Below are 15,996 nucleotides of genomic sequence, written 5' to 3' on the forward strand. Positions count from 1 at the left end.
CCTCCCGCGCGCCCCGGACCTCCTGACACGCGACCACCCGACAGGACCGGGCACGGATTGCCGGGTCCGGTGGGGCGGCTTCTTCCTAACGTGGCTGATCAGTAAGGGAAGGAGGTCCGGTGATGCTGGAACGGCTGAACCAGGCCATGGAGCACATCGAGCGGAACCTCGGTCAGCGGATCGAGGTGGCCGAACTCGCGCGGATCGCGGTGACGTCGGAGTACCACCTCCGGCGGCTGTTCTCCGCACTGGCGGGCATGCCGCTCTCCGAGTACATCCGGCGCAGACGGCTCACGGTCGCGGGCGCCGAAGTGCTCGGCGGGGAGCGGACGCTGCTCGATGTCGCGGTGCGGTACGGCTACAGCTCGGGCGAGGCGTTCGCGCGCGCGTTCCGTGCCGTCCATGGCGTCGGTCCGGGCGAGGCCCGGCGGACCGGCGCGGCGCTGCGGTCCCAGCCACGGATGTCCTTTCGCCTCATCGTCGAAGGGAGTAGCGACATGCGGTACCGAGTGGTCCAGAAGCCGGAGTTCAGGGTGGTGGGCCCGAAGACACGGGTCCCGCTCGTGCACGAGGGCATGAACCCGGCGATCGTCTCGTTCATCCGGGGCCTCGGCCGGGACACCCTCCGGCGGCTGGAGGAGCTGGGGGAGCTTTCCGACCAGGAGCCGCGCGGGATCGTCGCCGTCAGCGACGACCTCGCCGAGAGCCGCGCGGAGGGCACCGAACTCGACTATCTGCACGGCGTGGTGACCGAGGCCGCCGCGCCCGAGGGGATGGCGACGCTGACGGTCCCGGCGGGGACATGGGCGGTCTTCGAGAGCTCGGGCGAGTTCCCGCGGGCGCTCCAGTACTTGTGGCGGGACGTCTATACGCAGTGGTTCCCGTCCAACCCGTACCGGAGCGTGCCGGGCCCGGAGATCCTCCGTACCCGGCTGTCGGAGGACGGGACGCGGGCGGACGCGGAGTTGTGGATCCGGGTGGAGCGCGAGGAGGAGTGAAAGAGGTGGGGCCCGTACCGGTTCTCGGCGTCCGGTTCTCGGCGTCCGGTTCTCGGTACGGGCCCCACCTCACCCCCGCCTATCACGCCCGTTTGCGCCGCGCCCGCCAGACCAGATACAGCGCCGAGGTCACCGCCGCCGTACGGAGCACCACCGGCCAGGCGCCCGACAGCGCGTCGGCCATCCCGTCCTGCGGGATCGCCTCGCCCCAGCGGCCGTCCAGCCGGCCCCAGAGCCAGACCGCGCCTCCGGCGGCCGAGATCCCGGGAAGGCCGAAGACCGCCCATTTGGCTTCGGCGCGGGAGAGCACCCGGGAGGCGTACGCGAGGAGCCAGCCGCCGCCCAGGGCCAGCCAGGAACCGAACACCGCTCCGGCGACCAGCAGCACGGCGGCGAGCAGCAGGAAGGGGTGGGAGAACCCGCCGGCCCGCTTCTTCGCGCCCGCGCCCGCTGCCGCGCCCGTACCCGCGCCCCGGCGCGACAGCTTCGGCCGCCACCGGCGCCGGCCGGTGTCCCGCGCCGCCTCTTCGGCCGCGTCCACCGTCCCGTCCCCGTCCCCGTCCCCGGCTTCGTCCTCGGCTTCCGCGCCCTCCGCCGCCTTGCCGGGCTTCTCCCTGGGCTCCTTCGGCGGTGGCTTGAGTATGTCGGGGATCTCGACCCCGCCCACGAACCCGGGCACCTGTTCCGCCGAGCCCAGCGGGCCCGGTTCGATCCGCCACCAGTCGGGCCCCGGGCCGCCGGACGGGCTCAGCTCGTCCATCCCCGCCAGGTGCGGCGGTGACGCGGCGGGCGTCGCGGGGGCGGGCGAGTCCGACGCCTGCTCCGGGATGACCGGTCTCCTGGCTCCCTTCAGCCACCGGGTCCGCTGCTCCGGCAGCGCGGGCCGCGGTTCCGGCGCACGGGCGGGGGTGTCGTCGCCCGTGGCGCCCTCGGAGACGGCCCGTACCACCGCGTCCGGTGTCCCCAGCCGCCCCAGGATGCGGCGCACGGCGGCCGGACTGTCCCCGCCGGCCTTCCCGCGCTGCTTGTCGATCTCGTTGCGCAGCGACGACACCAGCCGCATCCGGTCCCCGGAGGGCAGCTGGCGCTGCTGAGCCTCGTCCCCCACCCGACTCAGATAGTCATAGACCAGCTGATCGCTCTCGATCCCCACACTGTCCTCCGCACAGGCACGCCCGGCAGCCGCCGTCACGACGGACTGCCGTAGGCGATCGTGTCGAAGTCACCCCCGTACGTCCACCCCGTACATCCGCCCGTACATCCGCCCGCTCATCCGCCCGTTCATCCAGCCCGTTCATCCAGTACGAAGAAGGCGCGAAGAAGGCGCGGCGGCGCCCCCATGGCCCGGGGGCGCGGGCAGAGCGCCTTCCAGGGGCTAACGTGGAACGGATGGGGACCCGCGAAGCCTGACCAGGAGGCGCACGTGCCAGAAGGAACCGGCGGTACGCCACCGCGTACGCTCGCGGAGGCCCTGCGCGCCCAGGGTGACGGATCGCTCGTCGCGCTCCTGCGTGCCCGCCCCGATCTGCTCAGCCCCGTGCCCAGCGACCTCTCGCAGCTCGCGACACGCGCGGGCACCCGCGCCTCCGTCGTACGGGCGCTGGAACGCCTCGACCGGTTCACGCTCCAGACCGCGGAGGCCCTGGCCGTCGCGGCGGAGCCCGCGCCGTACGAGGCGCTGCGCGCGCTGCTGACCGGCGACGAGGGCGACCCGGAGATCGAGGCGGCGCTGCCCCGAGCGGTGGCTACGCTGCGTGACCGGGCGCTGATCTGGGGCGCGGACGACCGGCTGCGGCTGGTGCGCACCGCCCGCGAACTGCTCGCCCCCTCCCCGGCCCATCCCTCGCCGACCGGGCTCGGGCCGACGGTCGCGGAGGCCACCGCGGGCATGTCACCCGGCCGGCTCCAGGAGATCCTGACCGCCGCCGGGCTGCCCTCCACCCACGATCCGGTCTCCGCGGTGGCCTCGCTCACCGCGCTGTTCACCGACCGGACGCGGATGGCGGCGCTGCTCGACACCGCCCCGGTCGAGGCACTGTCGGTGCTGGACCGGCTGGTGTGGGGGCCGCCGTACGGCGAGGTCACCTCCAGCCCCACCCCGCCCGTGCAGTGGCTGCGCGACCGCGGGCTGCTGCTGCCCGCGACCACCCGTACGGTCGTCCTGCCGCGCGAGGCGGCGCTGCATCTGCGCGCCGGGCGCGCGCACCGTACGCCGGAGCCCGTGGCACCCGGCGTCGCACCCCGCGCCTCGGACGCGAGCACCGGCGCCCGTCCACAGGTTGTGGACAACACGGCGGCCGGACAGGCGTACACGACGCTCGCCACCATCGAGGAGCTGGCCAAGGACTGGAACGAGGGCGGCCCGAACGTCCTGCGGGCCGGCGGTCTGTCCGTACGCGACCTGAAGCGCACCGCCACCGCCCTGGACGTCGCCGAGCCCGTCGCCGCCTTCTGGGTCGAACTGGCCTACGCGGCCGGGCTGTTGGCGGCCGACGGCGAAGCCGACGAACGGTACGCGCCGACGCCCGCCTACGACGACTGGCAGGAACTGCCCGCCCCGGAACGGTGGGCCCGGCTCGCCACGGCCTGGCTGACGGCGACCCGCACGGCCGGTCTGGTCGGCAGCCAGGACTCCAAGGGCCGTACGCTCGCCGCGCTCGGCCCCGATCTGGACCGCGGCGCCGCGCCCGAGGTACGGCGCCGGATCCTCGACCTCCTCGCCACCCTCCCCGAGGGCACGGCCCCCGACCCCGAGTCGCTGCTCGCCCGGCTGCGCTGGGAACGCCCTCTGCGCGGCGCGTCAGGCGCCGGCCGCGCCGACGATCTGCGCACGCGGCTGGCGGCCTGGACCCTCAACGAGGCGGAGATGCTGGGCATCACGGGCCGGGGAGCGCTCTCGTCGCACGCCCGAGCCCTCCTGGCACCTGACGACGCGGGCACCCCCGACGAGGACACCCTGACGCCCGGCGAACTGGCCGCGGCGGGCCGGCGCGCGGCCCGCGCCCTGGCGCCGCTCCTCCCCGAACCCCTCGACCACGTCCTCCTCCAGGCCGACCTCACCGCCGTGGCGCCCGGCCCCCTCCTGCGCCCCCTCGCCGAACTGCTCGCCATCGCCGCCGACGTCGAGTCGAAGGGCGGGGCGACCGTCTACCGCTTCACCCCCGGCTCCGTACGCCGCGCGCTCGACGCCGGACAGTCGGCCTCCGACCTGCACGACTTCCTCAGGAACCACAGCCGTACACCCGTCCCCCAGCCGCTCGCCTACCTCATCGACGACGTGGCCCGTAAGCACGGCCACCTCCGGGTCGGCGCGGCCTCCGCGTACGTGCGCTGCGACGACGAGGCCGTACTCGACGAGATCCTGGCGGACAAGCGCTCCCAGGGCCTGCGGCTGCGCCGCCTCGCCCCGACCGTGCTGGCCGCCCACGCGGACGCGGTCACCCTGCTCGACGGGCTGCGCGTGATGGGCTTCGCACCGGCCGCCGAGTCGGCCGAGGGCGACGTCATGATCACCCGCGCCCACGCCCACCGCACCCCACCCAGAACGGCCCCCGCCCCGGTCCCTGACGGACCCCCCACCCCGGACACGGCGCTGCTCAGCGCGGCGGTGAGAGCGATCCGCGCGGGCGACCTGGCCGCCACGGTCGTCCACAAACCGGTCCCGGAACCCTCGGGCTCCGGCTCCGCCGCCCTGGCCTCCGCCGCGGCGGCCTCCAGAAACGGCGCCCTCCCCCGCACCACCTCCGCCGAAACCCTCGCCACGGTCCAGGCCGCCGCCATGACCGGCTCGGCGGTCTGGATCGGCTACGTCAACGCGGACGGCGCGGCCAGCCAACGCGTCATCGCCCCGGTACGGGTGGAGGGCGGCTACGTCACGGGCTACGACCACACGGCGGACGAGGTCCGCACGTACCCCTTGCACCGCATCACGGGAGTGGCGGAACTGGCCGACGACCCGGCCTGAGATCACCGGCCCGCACCAGCCCCGATCCCCTACAGCGACAGCGCCCCCGGCAACCCCGTCGCATGCAGCACAATCAGCCCCGACACCGCCCGCGTCAACGCCACATACAGCCGCCGCAGCCCCGTCCGTTCGTCCGGTTCGCCGTCGACCACCGCCGCCGGTTCGTCCAGGACCACGTAGTCGTACTCCAGACCCTTCGCGAGGGACGCCGGGACCAGTGTCAGCCGGGCCTCGGCCGTCGTCTCCTCGCCCGGTGAGAGGTAGGCCAGGCCCGCCGCCGTCAGCGCCTCCCGCAGCGCCGGGATACGGGCGTCCGCCGCGATCAGGCCCGTCGAGCCCTCGTGCGTCAGCGACTCCACGCAGGCCGCGACGACGGCCCTGTCGAGACCCGCCGGCCCCGTCGGGACCGGCCGTACCGAGAGCGAGCCCGGTGACTCCCGTACCGACGCCACCTCCGCCAGCCCCGGCGCGATCGACGGCAGCAGTCTCGACGCGTACGCGATCACTTCGCGCGGCACACGGAAACCCGCCGTCAGCTCCTCCACCACCGCGTCCGTCTTGCCCAGGTGCCGCAGCGCGTCGGTCCAGCTCGCCGTCGCCCACGGCGTCGTCCCCTGCGCCAGATCGCCCAGTACCGTCGCCGATCCGGTCGAGCAGCGGCGGCCCACCGCGCGGTACTGCATGGGCGACAGGTCCTGCGCCTCGTCGAGCACCACATGGCCCAGCGAGTGGGTACGGGCGATCAGATCGTCCGCCTCGTCGATCAGCACCGCGTCCGCCGCCGACCACTTCGCCGACTTGACGCTCCGCACCGGCTTCGCCCACAGGATCGTCTTCTGCTCGTCCGGTGTGAGGACGCCCTCGGCGTGCGCGGCCAGGAACTCCGCGTCGGAGAGCAGCCGCAGCACCAGCTTCGCCGGTTCGACCGGTGGCCAGATGGCCTTGACCGCCGCCTTCACCGCCGGGTTGCGGGCCACCGCGTCCTGCACCCGGTCGTCGGGCGCCTCCCCCGCCTCCTCCATCCGTACGAGCACGGCGTGCGCGATCCGCTGCGGAAGGGCTTCGCGCGCGGCGCCGTACCGCATGTCGCGGGCGAGCAACTGCTCGACCATCTCTTCGAGTTCGTACGCCGGGACCCGCCACCGGCGCGAGCCGCGTACCACCACGACCGGCTCGGTCGGCGGCGTGACATGGGACCGTACGGCGCGTCGGAGGACGTCCGCCATGCGGGCGTCGCCCTTGACGACGGCGGCGGGCGCGGGGTCCGTGCCGCGTACGTCCACCGAGGCGACCAGATCGTCCACCGTCGCCTGCTTCACGTCCAACTCGCCGAGCGCGGGGAGGACTTGCTCGATGTAGTGGAGGAAGGAGGCGTTCGGGCCGATGATCAGCGTGCCGGTACGGGCCAGCCGCTCGCGGTGCGCGTACAGCAGATACGCGACCCGGTGCAGACCGACGGCGGTCTTGCCGGTGCCGGGGCCGCCCTGGACGCAGACGGTGCCGCCGAGTCCGCTCCGTACGATCTCGTCCTGCTCGGGCTGGATCGTCGCGACGATGTCGCGCATGGGGCCGACGCGCGGCCGTTCGATCTCGGCCTGGAGCAGCTTGCTGGAGAGCGCGGTCTCGGCCGGGTCGGAGAGGTGCTCGTCCTCGTACGCGGTGATGTCGCCCGCCGTGTAGCCGAAGCGGCGGCGCAGTCCGACGTCCAGCGGGTCCTTCTTGGAGGCCCGGTAGAACGGCTGGGAGGCGGGGGCGCGCCAGTCGATGACCATGGGATCGCCGTCGGCGTCGTGGACATGGCGCCGGCCGATATAGAAGCGCTCGCCCTCGGCGCCCTCGGCCTCGGCCGCGCCCACGGGGTGCAGATAGTCGAGGCGGCCGAAGAAGAGCGGGGTGTGGGAGAGATCGGCGAGCGCCTTGATGCGGTCCTCGATCTGGGCCTCCAGGACGGCGGCGTTGACCCAGTTCGCGGTGACGTCGCGGATGTCGAGCGCCTGGACGTCCTCGCGCATGGCGCGCAGGGCGGAGCGGGAGGCGGCGAGGTGGGCGCGTTCCCGCGCCAGCGGATCGGGGGGCCCGAGGGGATCGGGGGTGAGGTCGTCGAGGTCGTCAGGGGCGTGCGCGGACACGGTGGTGCCTCCGGGGGCTTTACGCAGGCCGACGGGCCGCGTCCCGTCGGGCGACGGGCGGCGGTGGCCGTTCGGCGTGGATCACGTCATGGCGGTCGGCCGTCCGGTTTCCGTCCGGACGACGGCGCTCCGCGAGGGAGGCGGGCAAGGTGGGCGATTGTAGCCAGCGGGTGACGGGGAGGCGAATGATTTTCCTCGGGGGCCGCGCCGCGCGGTCCGCGCGCACGGTTCGGCGGCGCCCTCATCGGTCCCCCCGGCGGCACTCTCGGCGGCGGGAGCGCGTCCGGCTTCCGGGCCATCCGCGCCTCCATCCCGTAGGGGAGGCCCTTCGACCGTAGGCGTACATGGCCCCGCCCAAGGCTCAAACCCGAGGGCGATGACTCACACGGCGGACGTGCCCATCATGGATGTATGAGTACCGCGACTTTCACCCCGGCCCATGCCCCGCACGGTTCGCCGCTCCCCGGCGCGACCGCCACGGGCTCCGTTCCCCACCACGCCTACTACGTCGGCAACGCGCTGCGCGCCGTCAAGGTCTTCGTGACCACCGCGTTCAGCGTGGCGGTCCTCGGGGAGTACTCGGAGGAGGCGGGTATCAAGCGCCGCTGAACCCTATCGAACGCCAATGATCCTTATCGCGCCAACCACGCGCCGCCCCGTCCCGCCGCGCTCCTGAGTAACGCCTCTGATCCACTAGGGTCGCGGCCGTGACATACCGGACCGTGACGCCCCGTTCACTCGCCGCAGTGGGCGCGCTCGCCCTGTCGCTGGCCGCACTCGCGACTCTCTGCGTCGCGCGGCGCATTCCCATGGCCGACACGCTCGTCTACCGCGCGGAAGGCGCTGCCGTCGTCCACGGCACCGACCTCTACGGGTTCACGGTCACCGAATGGCAACTACCCGCCACCTACCCGCCGTTCGCCGCGATTCTCTTCGTACCCACCACCTGGCTGCCCGTCGACGCCCTCAAGGTCGCCTTCGTCATCGGCAACGCCGCGCTGCTGGCGCTGCTCGTACGGCTGTCCTGGCGGTTCGCGGGGATGCCCGCCGGTCCCGTACCGCTGCTGGCCGCCGTCGCCGTCGGGCTCTGGCTCGAACCCGTCTTCCAGACCGTCCTCTTCGGACAGATCAACCTCGTACTCGCCTGTCTCGTTCTCTGGGACCTGTCCAGACCCGAGCACGCGCTCGGCAAGGGGTTCGCCCTCGGTGTCGCGGCGGGCATCAAGCTGACTCCGGCCGTCTTCATCGTCTATCTGCTGGTGACCGGGCGCGTACGGTCCGCGCTGATCGCCCTGGCCTCCTTCACCGGCACGGTGCTGCTCGGCGCGCTCGTACTGCCCCAGGCGAGTGGCGAGTTCTGGACGACACGCGTCTTCGAGACCGGCCGGGTCGGCAAGGCGTGGATCGTCGACAACCAGTCACTGCAAGGGATGCTGGGGCGCCTTCTGCACACCCCGGAGCCGGGCGCGGTGTGGATGGTGACCGCCGGGCTGACGGCTGTCGCCGGGCTGTGGATCGCCCGGCGGGCCGTCGTGGGGGCCGGGCTGGAGACCTGGGGCGTACTGGTCACGGCGCTGACCGCGCTGCTCGTGTCGCCGATCAGCTGGTCGCACCACTGGGTGTGGTGCGTACCGCTGCTCGCGGTGCTGATCGCGGAGCGCCGGTTCCGTACGGCGGCGGCGGTCGGGGTGGTCTGGACGGCGCGCAGCTTCTGGCTGGTGCCGCACCACGGCGATCTGGACCTCAGGCTGCCGTGGTGGCAGCAGGTGCCCTCGTCGCCGTACGCGCTGTTCGCGCTGGGGCTGCTGGCGTTCGCGGCATGGCGCACGGGCGCGGGCGCGGGCAGGAAGGACTCCGCTCTCGTCCTTCCGGTGCAGCGCGCGGAGGCCGGTTCGGGGGTGAGTACGACGGCGGGTACGGGGTGAGTACGGGCTCAGCTCTCCGCGAGGAGTTCGTCCGCGTCCACGATCCGGTACGCGTAGCCCTGCTCCGCCAGGAACCGCTGGCGGTGCGCCGCGAAGTCCTGGTCGATGGTGTCGCGCGCGACGACCGAGTAGAAGCGGGCCTCGTGGCCGTCCGCCTTCGGACGCAGGACCCGGCCGAGGCGCTGGGCCTCCTCCTGGCGGGAGCCGAACGTGCCCGAGACCTGGATCGCGACCGTCGCCTCCGGCAGATCGATCGAGAAGTTCGCGACCTTCGACACGACCAGCACCGAGATCTCGCCCTGCCGGAACGCCTCGAAAAGCTTCTCGCGCTGCGCGTTGCTGGTCTCGCCCTTGATGACGGGGGCGTCCAGATGTTCGCCCAGTTCGTCGAGCTGGTCGATGTACTGGCCGATGACAAGCGTCTGCTCGCCCCGGTGCTTGCGCACCAGCGCCTCCGTCACCTTCCGCTTCGTCGCGGTCGTCGCGCAGAAGCGGTACTTCTCCTCCGTCTCGGCCGTCGCGTACGCCAGCCGCTCGCTGTCGGTCAGATTGACCCGTACCTCCACACAGTCCGCGGGCGCGATATAGCCCTGCGCCTCGATCTCCTTCCACGGCGCGTCGAACCGCTTCGGCCCGATGAGCGAGAAGACGTCCGACTCGCGGCCGTCCTCCCGTACGAGCGTCGCCGTCAGCCCGAGGCGGCGCCGGGCCTGGAGGTCGGCGGTGAACTTGAAGACCGGCGCGGGCAGCAGATGCACCTCGTCGTAGATGACCAGGCCCCAGTCACGCGAGTCGAACAGCTCCAGGTGCGGATAGATGCCCTTACGGCGGGTGGTCAGCACCTGGTACGTGGCGATCGTGACCGGGCGGATCTCCTTCTTCGTACCGCTGTACTCGCCGATCTCGTCCTCGGTCAGCGAGGTCCGCTTCACCAGCTCGTGCTTCCACTGGCGGGCCGAGACGGTATTGGTCACCAGAATCAGCGTCGTCGCCTTGGCCTCGGCCATGGCACCGGCCCCCACCAGCGTCTTTCCCGCGCCACACGGCAGCACGACCACGCCCGAGCCGCCGTGCCAGAACCCCTCGACGGCCTGCCGCTGGTACGGACGCAGCGCCCAGCCCGTCTCGTCCAGCTCGATGGCGTGCGCCTCGCCGTCGACATAACCGGCGAGGTCCTCGGCCGGCCAGCCCAGCTTGAGGAGCGTCTGCTTGATCTGGCCGCGTTCCGAGGGGTGGACGGCGACGGTGTCCGGATCGATGCGGTTGCCGACCAGCGGCTGGACCTTCTTGGAGCGCAGGATCTCCTCCAGCACGGGACGGTCCGTGGAGGTCAGGACCAGGCCGTGGGAGGGGTGCTTGGAGAGGGTCAGCCGACCGTAGCGGGCCATCGTCTCGGCGACATCGACGAGCAGCGCGTGCGGCACGGGATACCGGGAGTACTCCACGAGCGCGTCGACCACCTGCTCGGCGTCGTGCCCGGCGGCGCGGGCGTTCCACAGCCCGAGCGGGGTCAGCCGGTAGGTATGGATGTGCTCGGGGGCACGCTCCAGCTCGGCGAACGGCGCGATGGCGCGGCGGCAGGCGTCGGCCTGCTCGTGGTCGACTTCGAGCAACAGGGTCTTGTCGCTCTGGACGATAAGGGGTCCGTTCACGCGCGGCTGCCTTTCGGGATGGCTCTGCACGGCCGAATGACCAGTGGCCAAATGACCAGTGTCGCGCATCTTCGCCGGATCGGGACCGGCGGGCGCGTAACCGGGGCGGGCGGGGGCGTATCCCCGGCGGGCGGGGGCATCCGGGGACTATGACCGCGGAGACGGAAAGGCCCAAGCCGGCGAAGGCTGTCCCAGGGGGTATCCCGTGGAAGCGCGCCGCGTTGCGCATTCTCATCATGACGGTGGCGTTGGTCGCCCTGACCGGGTTCGCCGCGGTACTGGCCGAACTGACGCTGACTCCGTCCCCCGCGTCCGAGGAGATCGCGGGGTCCAATCTCAGCCCGGGGCACTCGCTGAGGCAGTACGCGGAGGACTACACCTTCCTCGCCGCGTGCAAGCAGATCGGCGGCAATCTGCTGATGGGGGCGCCTTTCGGGCTGATCCTTCCGGTACTCGTGCCACGCAGGCTGCGCATGGTGCGGGTGGTGGCGCTGACTGTGCTGGTGATGGTGCTGGTGGAGCTGGCGCAGGGGGCGGTGGTGCGGGGGCGGGCGTTCGATGTGGACGACGTGATTCTGAACACGGGTGGGGCGGTGATCGCGTATCTGCTGGTGGGGAGGGTGATCGGTCGACGCTTCCACGCGTTGGGCGCGGGGCCGCTTGGTCGGCGCTGAGGTGTGCGGGTGCGGTTGCGTGCGTTGTGGTGCCGGGGGCCGGGGCCTCCGGAGGTACATGTCCGGACGGCACGATTTACGGCGCGCAGCTGCCCTGTCGTTGGTTCGGGCGGTCGCGCGCCACAAATCACGCTTTAGTGTCCGGACACGCACCTCCTCCGACCCCGACCCCCTCCCCCCGGTGGTCGCCACCAGGCGCCGACTCGGCCGGGGGTGGGGGGCAGGTGCGGCCCGGCGGCCCCGCCGATTCGCCGTCCCGGCGGGGGCGGGTGGGCTGGTGCGGGAGGGTGGCCCCTGCGATTCGCCATCCCGGCTGGGGTGAGTGGGCTGGTGCGGAACGGTGCCGCCGCCTCGCGCACGGACGCCTCGTCGGTGACGGGCGGTGAAGGGGGGCGCGCAGGGGTCGTGTCCGGGACGTAGAGCGTGATTTGTGGCGCGCGAACGCCCGAACCAACGACAGGCCAGAACCGCGCCGTAAATCATGCAGTCCCGGACGCGAACCCGGAGCGACCACCGGCAACAACCCGCACGCAACCACCGGCACCCGCCGAAACGAAACGAACCCCGGACAACGACGCGCTACGCGTCCAACGCGTCGCGCCACCCCCGTACCGCCCCCGGCGACACCGACCCCGCCCACCCCCCCGGCCGCGCCGCGCCCCCGATGTGGAACGCGTCCACCCCCGCCGCCACCAGCGCCCCCAAGTGGTCCAGCCGCAGCCCGCCGCCGACCATCAGCCGCGCCCCGTACCCCGGCTCACCCCGCTCCCCCGCCGCCGTCTCCGTCAGCAGCGTCGGCAGCCCGGCGTCCACGCCCGTCGCCGAGCCCGCCGTGAGGTACGTGTCCAGGCCCGGCAGGTCCGCCAGCCGCTTACGGAGCGCGTCCCGGTCGGCCGCGCGGTCGATCGCCCGGTGGAAGGTCCACCGGCAGCCGTCCAGCTCGGCGATCAGGCGTTCCACCGTCACCAGGTCCGGCGCCCCGGCCGCGTCGAGGAAGCCGAGGACGAACTCGTCCGCGCCCTCGGCCCGCAGTCCCCGTGCCACCTCGACCAGGGCGTCCGCGCCTGCCGGCTCGCCCACCGTGAAGCCGTCGGCCAGCCGCAGCATCACCCTCAGCGGGATGTCGACGGCGGCCCGGATCTTCGCGAAGGTCTCGCGGGGTGGGGTCAGCCCGTCCGCCGCCATGTCGGTGACGAGTTCAAGGCGGTCCGCGCCTCCGTTCCGGGCGGCGACCGCGTCCTCCGCGTCGAGAGCGATCACCTCCAGGAGTGCACGCTTACTCATGGGACCTCATTCATAGGTATGCCGGCGGATCGTGGACATGACTGGACAGGACCCCGCTATAGGTCTAGTCCAATGTCCCAGCCTACGGGGCGCCCCCGTCCGCGCGCATCAGCACATCCGGGAAACGCCTTGCCTCAGATACCCCATGGGGGTATACATAGAGGAGTGAGATACCCCTAGGGGGTAGGATGCAACGGTCGAGGAGAAGGAGCCGTCAGCCATGAGCCCCACACGGACCACTGGCGCAGCCACCACGGGCGCCACCGGCACAGCCGCCGAAGTCGAGCTCGTGATCGGCGGTATGACCTGCGCCTCCTGCGCGGCGCGGATCGAGAAGAAGCTGAACCGCATGGACGGGGTCGAGGCCACCGTCAACTACGCCACCGAGAAGGCCAAGGTCAGCTACCGGGGTGCGGACGTCGCGGTCGAGGATCTGATCGCCACCGTCGAGGCCACCGGCTACACCGCCACACCGCCCGCACCGGCCCCCGTGGCCGCGGCGGACGGCACGCACACAGGCGAGGACACCGCCGAGGACGCCGCGGACGCGGAACTGCGGCCGTTGCGGCAGCGGCTGACCACCGCCGTCCTTCTGTCCGTCCCGGTGATCGCCATGGCGATGATCCCCGCCCTCCAGTTCGACTACTGGCAGTGGCTCTCCCTCACCCTCGCCGCCCCCGTCGTCACCTACGCCGCCTGGCCCTTCCACCGCGCGGCCTGGACCAACGCCCGCCACGGCGCGGCCACCATGGACACCCTCATCTCGGTCGGTGTCTCGGCCGCGTTCCTCTGGTCCCTGTGGGCGCTGTTCTTCGGTACGGCCGGCATGCCGGGGATGACGCACCCCTTCGAGCTGACCATCGCCCGTACCGACGGCGCCGGGAACATCTACCTCGAAGCCGCCGCCGGCGTCACCGCCTTCATCCTCGCCGGCCGCTACTTCGAAGCCCGCTCCAAGCGCAAGGCCGGCGCCGCCCTGCGCGCCCTGCTCGAACTCGGCGCCAAGGACGTCACGGTCCTGCGCGACGGCGGCGAAGTGACCATCCCCACAGCCCAGCTGCGCACCGGCGACCACTTCCTCGTCCGGCCCGGGGAGAAGATCGCCACCGACGGCACCGTCGTGGATGGCTCCTCCGCGATCGACGCGTCGATGCTCACCGGGGAGTCCGTGCCCGTGGAGGTCACCGTCGGGGACCCGGTCACCGGCGCCACCCTCAACGCCGGTGGCCGTCTTGTCGTCCAGGCCACCCGCGTCGGCGCCGACACCCAGCTCGCCCGCATGGCCCGCATGGTCGAAGACGCCCAGAACGGCAAGGCCGCCGCCCAGCGCCTCGCCGACAAGATCTCCGCCGTCTTCGTACCCGTCGTCATCGCCCTCGCGCTGGCCACCCTCGGCTTCTGGCTCGGCAACGGCGCCGGACTCACCGCCGCCTTCACCGCCGCCGTCGCCGTCCTGATCATCGCCTGCCCCTGCGCCCTCGGCCTGGCCACCCCGACCGCCCTCATGGTCGGCACCGGCCGCGGCGCCCAGCTCGGCATCCTCATCAAGGGCCCCGAAGTCCTCGAATCCACCCGCCGCGCCGACACCATCGTTCTCGACAAGACCGGCACCGTCACCACCGGCCGTATGACCCTCCTCGGCACACACACCGCCGACGGCACGGACGAGACCGAGGTGCTGCGGCTGGCGGGCGCGCTGGAGCACGCCTCCGAACACCCCATCGCCCAGGCCGTCGCCACCGCGGCGGCCGAGCGGACCGGTGCGCTCCCCACGCCCGAGGACTTCGCCAACGTCCCCGGCCTCGGCGTCCAGGGCATCGTCGAGGGCCACGCCGTCCTCGTGGGCCGCGCAAAGCTGCTCGCCGAGTGGGAGATCCATCTCCCCGAGGACCTGGAGCAGGCGAAGGAGGCGGCCGAGGCCGCCGGCCGCACCGCCATCGCCGTCGCCTGGGACGGCCGGGCACGCGCCGTCCTCGAAGTCGCCGACGCCGTCAAGGACACCAGCCCCGAGGCCATCCGCAGGCTGCGCGCCCTCGGCCTGACCCCGCTGCTCCTCACCGGCGACAACAAGGCCGTCGCCCACGCCGTGGCCAAGGAAGTGGGCATCGGCCCCGACCAGGTCATCGCCGACGTCATGCCCGAGGACAAGGTCGACGTCGTCAAGAAGCTCCAGGCGGAGGGCCGCTCCGTCGCGATGGTCGGGGACGGTGTCAACGACGCCGCCGCCCTCGCCCAGGCCGACCTCGGACTCGCCATGGGCACCGGCACCGACGCGGCCATCGAGGCCGGCGACCTCACCCTCGTACGCGGCGATCTGCGCACTGCCGCCGACGCCATCCGGCTCGCCCGCCGCACCCTCACCACGATCCGCGTCAACCTCTTCTGGGCCTTCGCCTACAACGTCGCCGCGCTCCCCCTCGCCGCCGCCGGGCTCCTCAACCCCATGATCGCCGGAGCCGCCATGGCCTTCTCCTCCGTCTTCGTCGTCGGCAACAGCCTCCGGCTCCGCAGCTTCCGGGCCTCATAGCCGAGCAGGCGCCTCATAGACGAGCAGACGAGCACGCGAGCAGCCGTACCGAGCCGGGCCCCGGAACCCCCGTTCCGGGGCCCGGCTCTATCGTCGTCCCATGCCCGCACCCGATCTGCGCAGCCGGTTCGCGACCACGCTTCTCGCACTCCGGGCGGAGGCGACGGGTCCCGACCCGTACGAGTACGCCGACCGCCTCCTCGCCCGCTGGGCCGAGCCCCAGCGCCGGTACCACACCACCGATCATCTGCTCGCCGTCCTGGACCGCGTCGACACCCTCGCCGAGTTCGCCGACGACCCCGACGTCGTACGACTCGCCGCCTGGTTCCACGACGCCGTCTACCTGCCCGACCGCTCCGAGAACGAGGAGCGCTCCGCCCGCCTCGCCGAGCGCGCCCTGCCCGAGGCCGGGCTGAGCGAGGAGCATACGCGCGAGGTCGCCCGGCTCGTCCGGCTCACCACCACGCACGCCGCCGCGCCCGGCGACCGCGACGGCGCCGTCCTGTGCGATGCCGACCTCGCCATCCTGGCCTCGGGCCCCGAGGCGTACGCGGCCTACACGGCGGCGGTACGGGAGGAGTACGGCTTCGTCCCCGACGACGCCTTCCGTACCGGCCGGGCCGCCGTGCTGGAGCAATTGCTCGCCCTGCCCGCGCTGTTCCGTACCCCTTACGGCGCGCGCGAGTGGGAGGCGCGCGCCCGCGCGAATCTCGCCGACGAGCTGCGCGGCCTCACCCGTCTCACCAGCTGAGAGCCGGTGATCCGGCGGAATGCGACGGCCGGTACGTACGTTGGCAGCTGTCATGCCCGACTCCGCCGATTCCTCGCCGCCGAAGCAGCCGA

At 72.6% G+C, this 15,996-nt stretch carries 11 protein-coding genes; 7 read left to right on the forward strand and 4 right to left on the reverse strand.

Annotation, left to right across the window (positions count from 1 at the left end; all coding sequences use genetic code 11):
* The first annotated feature begins 122 nt into the window (after positions 1–122).
* Positions 123–998: an AraC family transcriptional regulator gene (locus M1203_RS25555; protein ID WP_249952145.1), complete on the forward strand. Its 876-nt coding sequence runs from the start codon at positions 123–125 to the stop codon at positions 996–998.
* Between the two features lie 82 nt (positions 999–1,080).
* Here the strand turns inward: M1203_RS25555 and M1203_RS25560 are convergent, their stop codons facing one another.
* Positions 1,081–2,151 carry a hypothetical protein gene (locus tag M1203_RS25560; protein WP_249952146.1) on the reverse strand — a complete coding sequence of 357 codons (1,071 nt, stop codon included), beginning with the start codon at positions 2,149–2,151 and terminating at the stop codon, positions 1,081–1,083.
* 186 nt (positions 2,152–2,337) lie between these two features.
* On the opposite strand from M1203_RS25560, the gene M1203_RS25565 reads away from it, so the two are divergent.
* Complete coding sequence (locus M1203_RS25565; protein WP_283959018.1) at positions 2,338–4,962, forward strand: helicase C-terminal domain-containing protein; 2,625 nt, start codon at positions 2,338–2,340, stop codon at positions 4,960–4,962.
* 29 nt (positions 4,963–4,991) lie between these two features.
* Here the strand turns inward: M1203_RS25565 and M1203_RS25570 are convergent, their stop codons facing one another.
* Complete coding sequence (locus M1203_RS25570; RefSeq protein WP_249952148.1) at positions 4,992–7,091, reverse strand: UvrD-helicase domain-containing protein; 2,100 nt, start codon at positions 7,089–7,091, stop codon at positions 4,992–4,994.
* Positions 7,092–7,502: 411 nt separating this feature from the next.
* On the opposite strand from M1203_RS25570, the gene M1203_RS25575 reads away from it, so the two are divergent.
* Both M1203_RS25575 and M1203_RS25580 read left to right on the forward strand, forming a co-directional pair.
* The gene (locus tag M1203_RS25575) at positions 7,503–7,700 is read left to right on the forward strand and encodes a hypothetical protein (protein WP_249952149.1); all 198 of its coding nucleotides are present in this window, start codon (positions 7,503–7,505) and stop codon (positions 7,698–7,700) included.
* A gap of 98 nt (positions 7,701–7,798) precedes the next feature.
* Entirely contained in the window at positions 7,799–9,016 is a 1,218-nt protein-coding gene (locus M1203_RS25580) for a glycosyltransferase 87 family protein (RefSeq protein WP_374403969.1), read from the forward strand.
* 8 nt (positions 9,017–9,024) lie between these two features.
* Here M1203_RS25580 and M1203_RS25585 read toward each other — a convergent pair whose 3' ends face one another.
* The gene (locus tag M1203_RS25585; protein WP_249952150.1) at positions 9,025–10,668 is read right to left on the reverse strand and encodes a DNA repair helicase XPB; all 1,644 of its coding nucleotides are present in this window, start codon (positions 10,666–10,668) and stop codon (positions 9,025–9,027) included.
* A gap of 221 nt (positions 10,669–10,889) precedes the next feature.
* Here M1203_RS25585 and M1203_RS25590 point away from each other — a divergent pair, with 221 nt between their 5' ends.
* On the forward strand, positions 10,890–11,342 hold the full coding sequence (locus tag M1203_RS25590) for a VanZ family protein (protein WP_374403971.1): 453 nt from the start codon (positions 10,890–10,892) through the stop codon (positions 11,340–11,342).
* Between the two features lie 579 nt (positions 11,343–11,921).
* Here M1203_RS25590 and M1203_RS25595 read toward each other — a convergent pair.
* Positions 11,922–12,626, reverse strand: a complete 705-nt coding sequence (locus tag M1203_RS25595) for a copper homeostasis protein CutC (RefSeq protein ID WP_249952151.1) — start codon at positions 12,624–12,626, stop codon at positions 11,922–11,924.
* Between the two features lie 220 nt (positions 12,627–12,846).
* Between M1203_RS25595 and M1203_RS25600 the strand changes: the two genes are divergently transcribed.
* Both M1203_RS25600 and M1203_RS25605 read left to right on the forward strand, forming a co-directional pair.
* Positions 12,847–15,153 (forward strand): cation-translocating P-type ATPase, encoded by a 2,307-nt coding sequence (locus M1203_RS25600; protein ID WP_249952152.1) that lies wholly within the window; start codon positions 12,847–12,849, stop codon positions 15,151–15,153.
* 100 nt (positions 15,154–15,253) lie between these two features.
* Positions 15,254–15,904, forward strand: a complete 651-nt coding sequence (locus tag M1203_RS25605) for a hypothetical protein (RefSeq protein ID WP_249952153.1) — start codon at positions 15,254–15,256, stop codon at positions 15,902–15,904.
* Positions 15,905–15,996 lie beyond the last annotated feature (92 nt).

Origin of the sequence: Streptomyces sp. 35G-GA-8, from assembly GCF_023534745.1 — a bacterium.
Taxonomy (GTDB): domain Bacteria; phylum Actinomycetota; class Actinomycetes; order Streptomycetales; family Streptomycetaceae; genus Streptomyces.

Bases quoted from the DNA above. Each gene is read 5' to 3' on its own strand.
- M1203_RS25555 (WP_249952145.1), top strand. From the start codon at position 123: ATGCTGGAACGGCTGAACCAGGCCATGGAGCACATCGAGCGGAACCTC.
- M1203_RS25565 (WP_283959018.1), top strand. From the start codon at position 2,338: ATGGCCCGGGGGCGCGGGCAGAGCGCCTTCCAGGGGCTAACGTGGAAC.
- M1203_RS25575 (WP_249952149.1), top strand. From the start codon at position 7,503: ATGAGTACCGCGACTTTCACCCCGGCCCATGCCCCGCACGGTTCGCCG.
- M1203_RS25595 (WP_249952151.1), bottom strand. From the start codon at position 12,626: ATGAGTAAGCGTGCACTCCTGGAGGTGATCGCTCTCGACGCGGAGGAC.
- M1203_RS25600 (WP_249952152.1), top strand. From the start codon at position 12,847: ATGAGCCCCACACGGACCACTGGCGCAGCCACCACGGGCGCCACCGGC.
- M1203_RS25605 (WP_249952153.1), top strand. From the start codon at position 15,254: ATGCCCGCACCCGATCTGCGCAGCCGGTTCGCGACCACGCTTCTCGCA.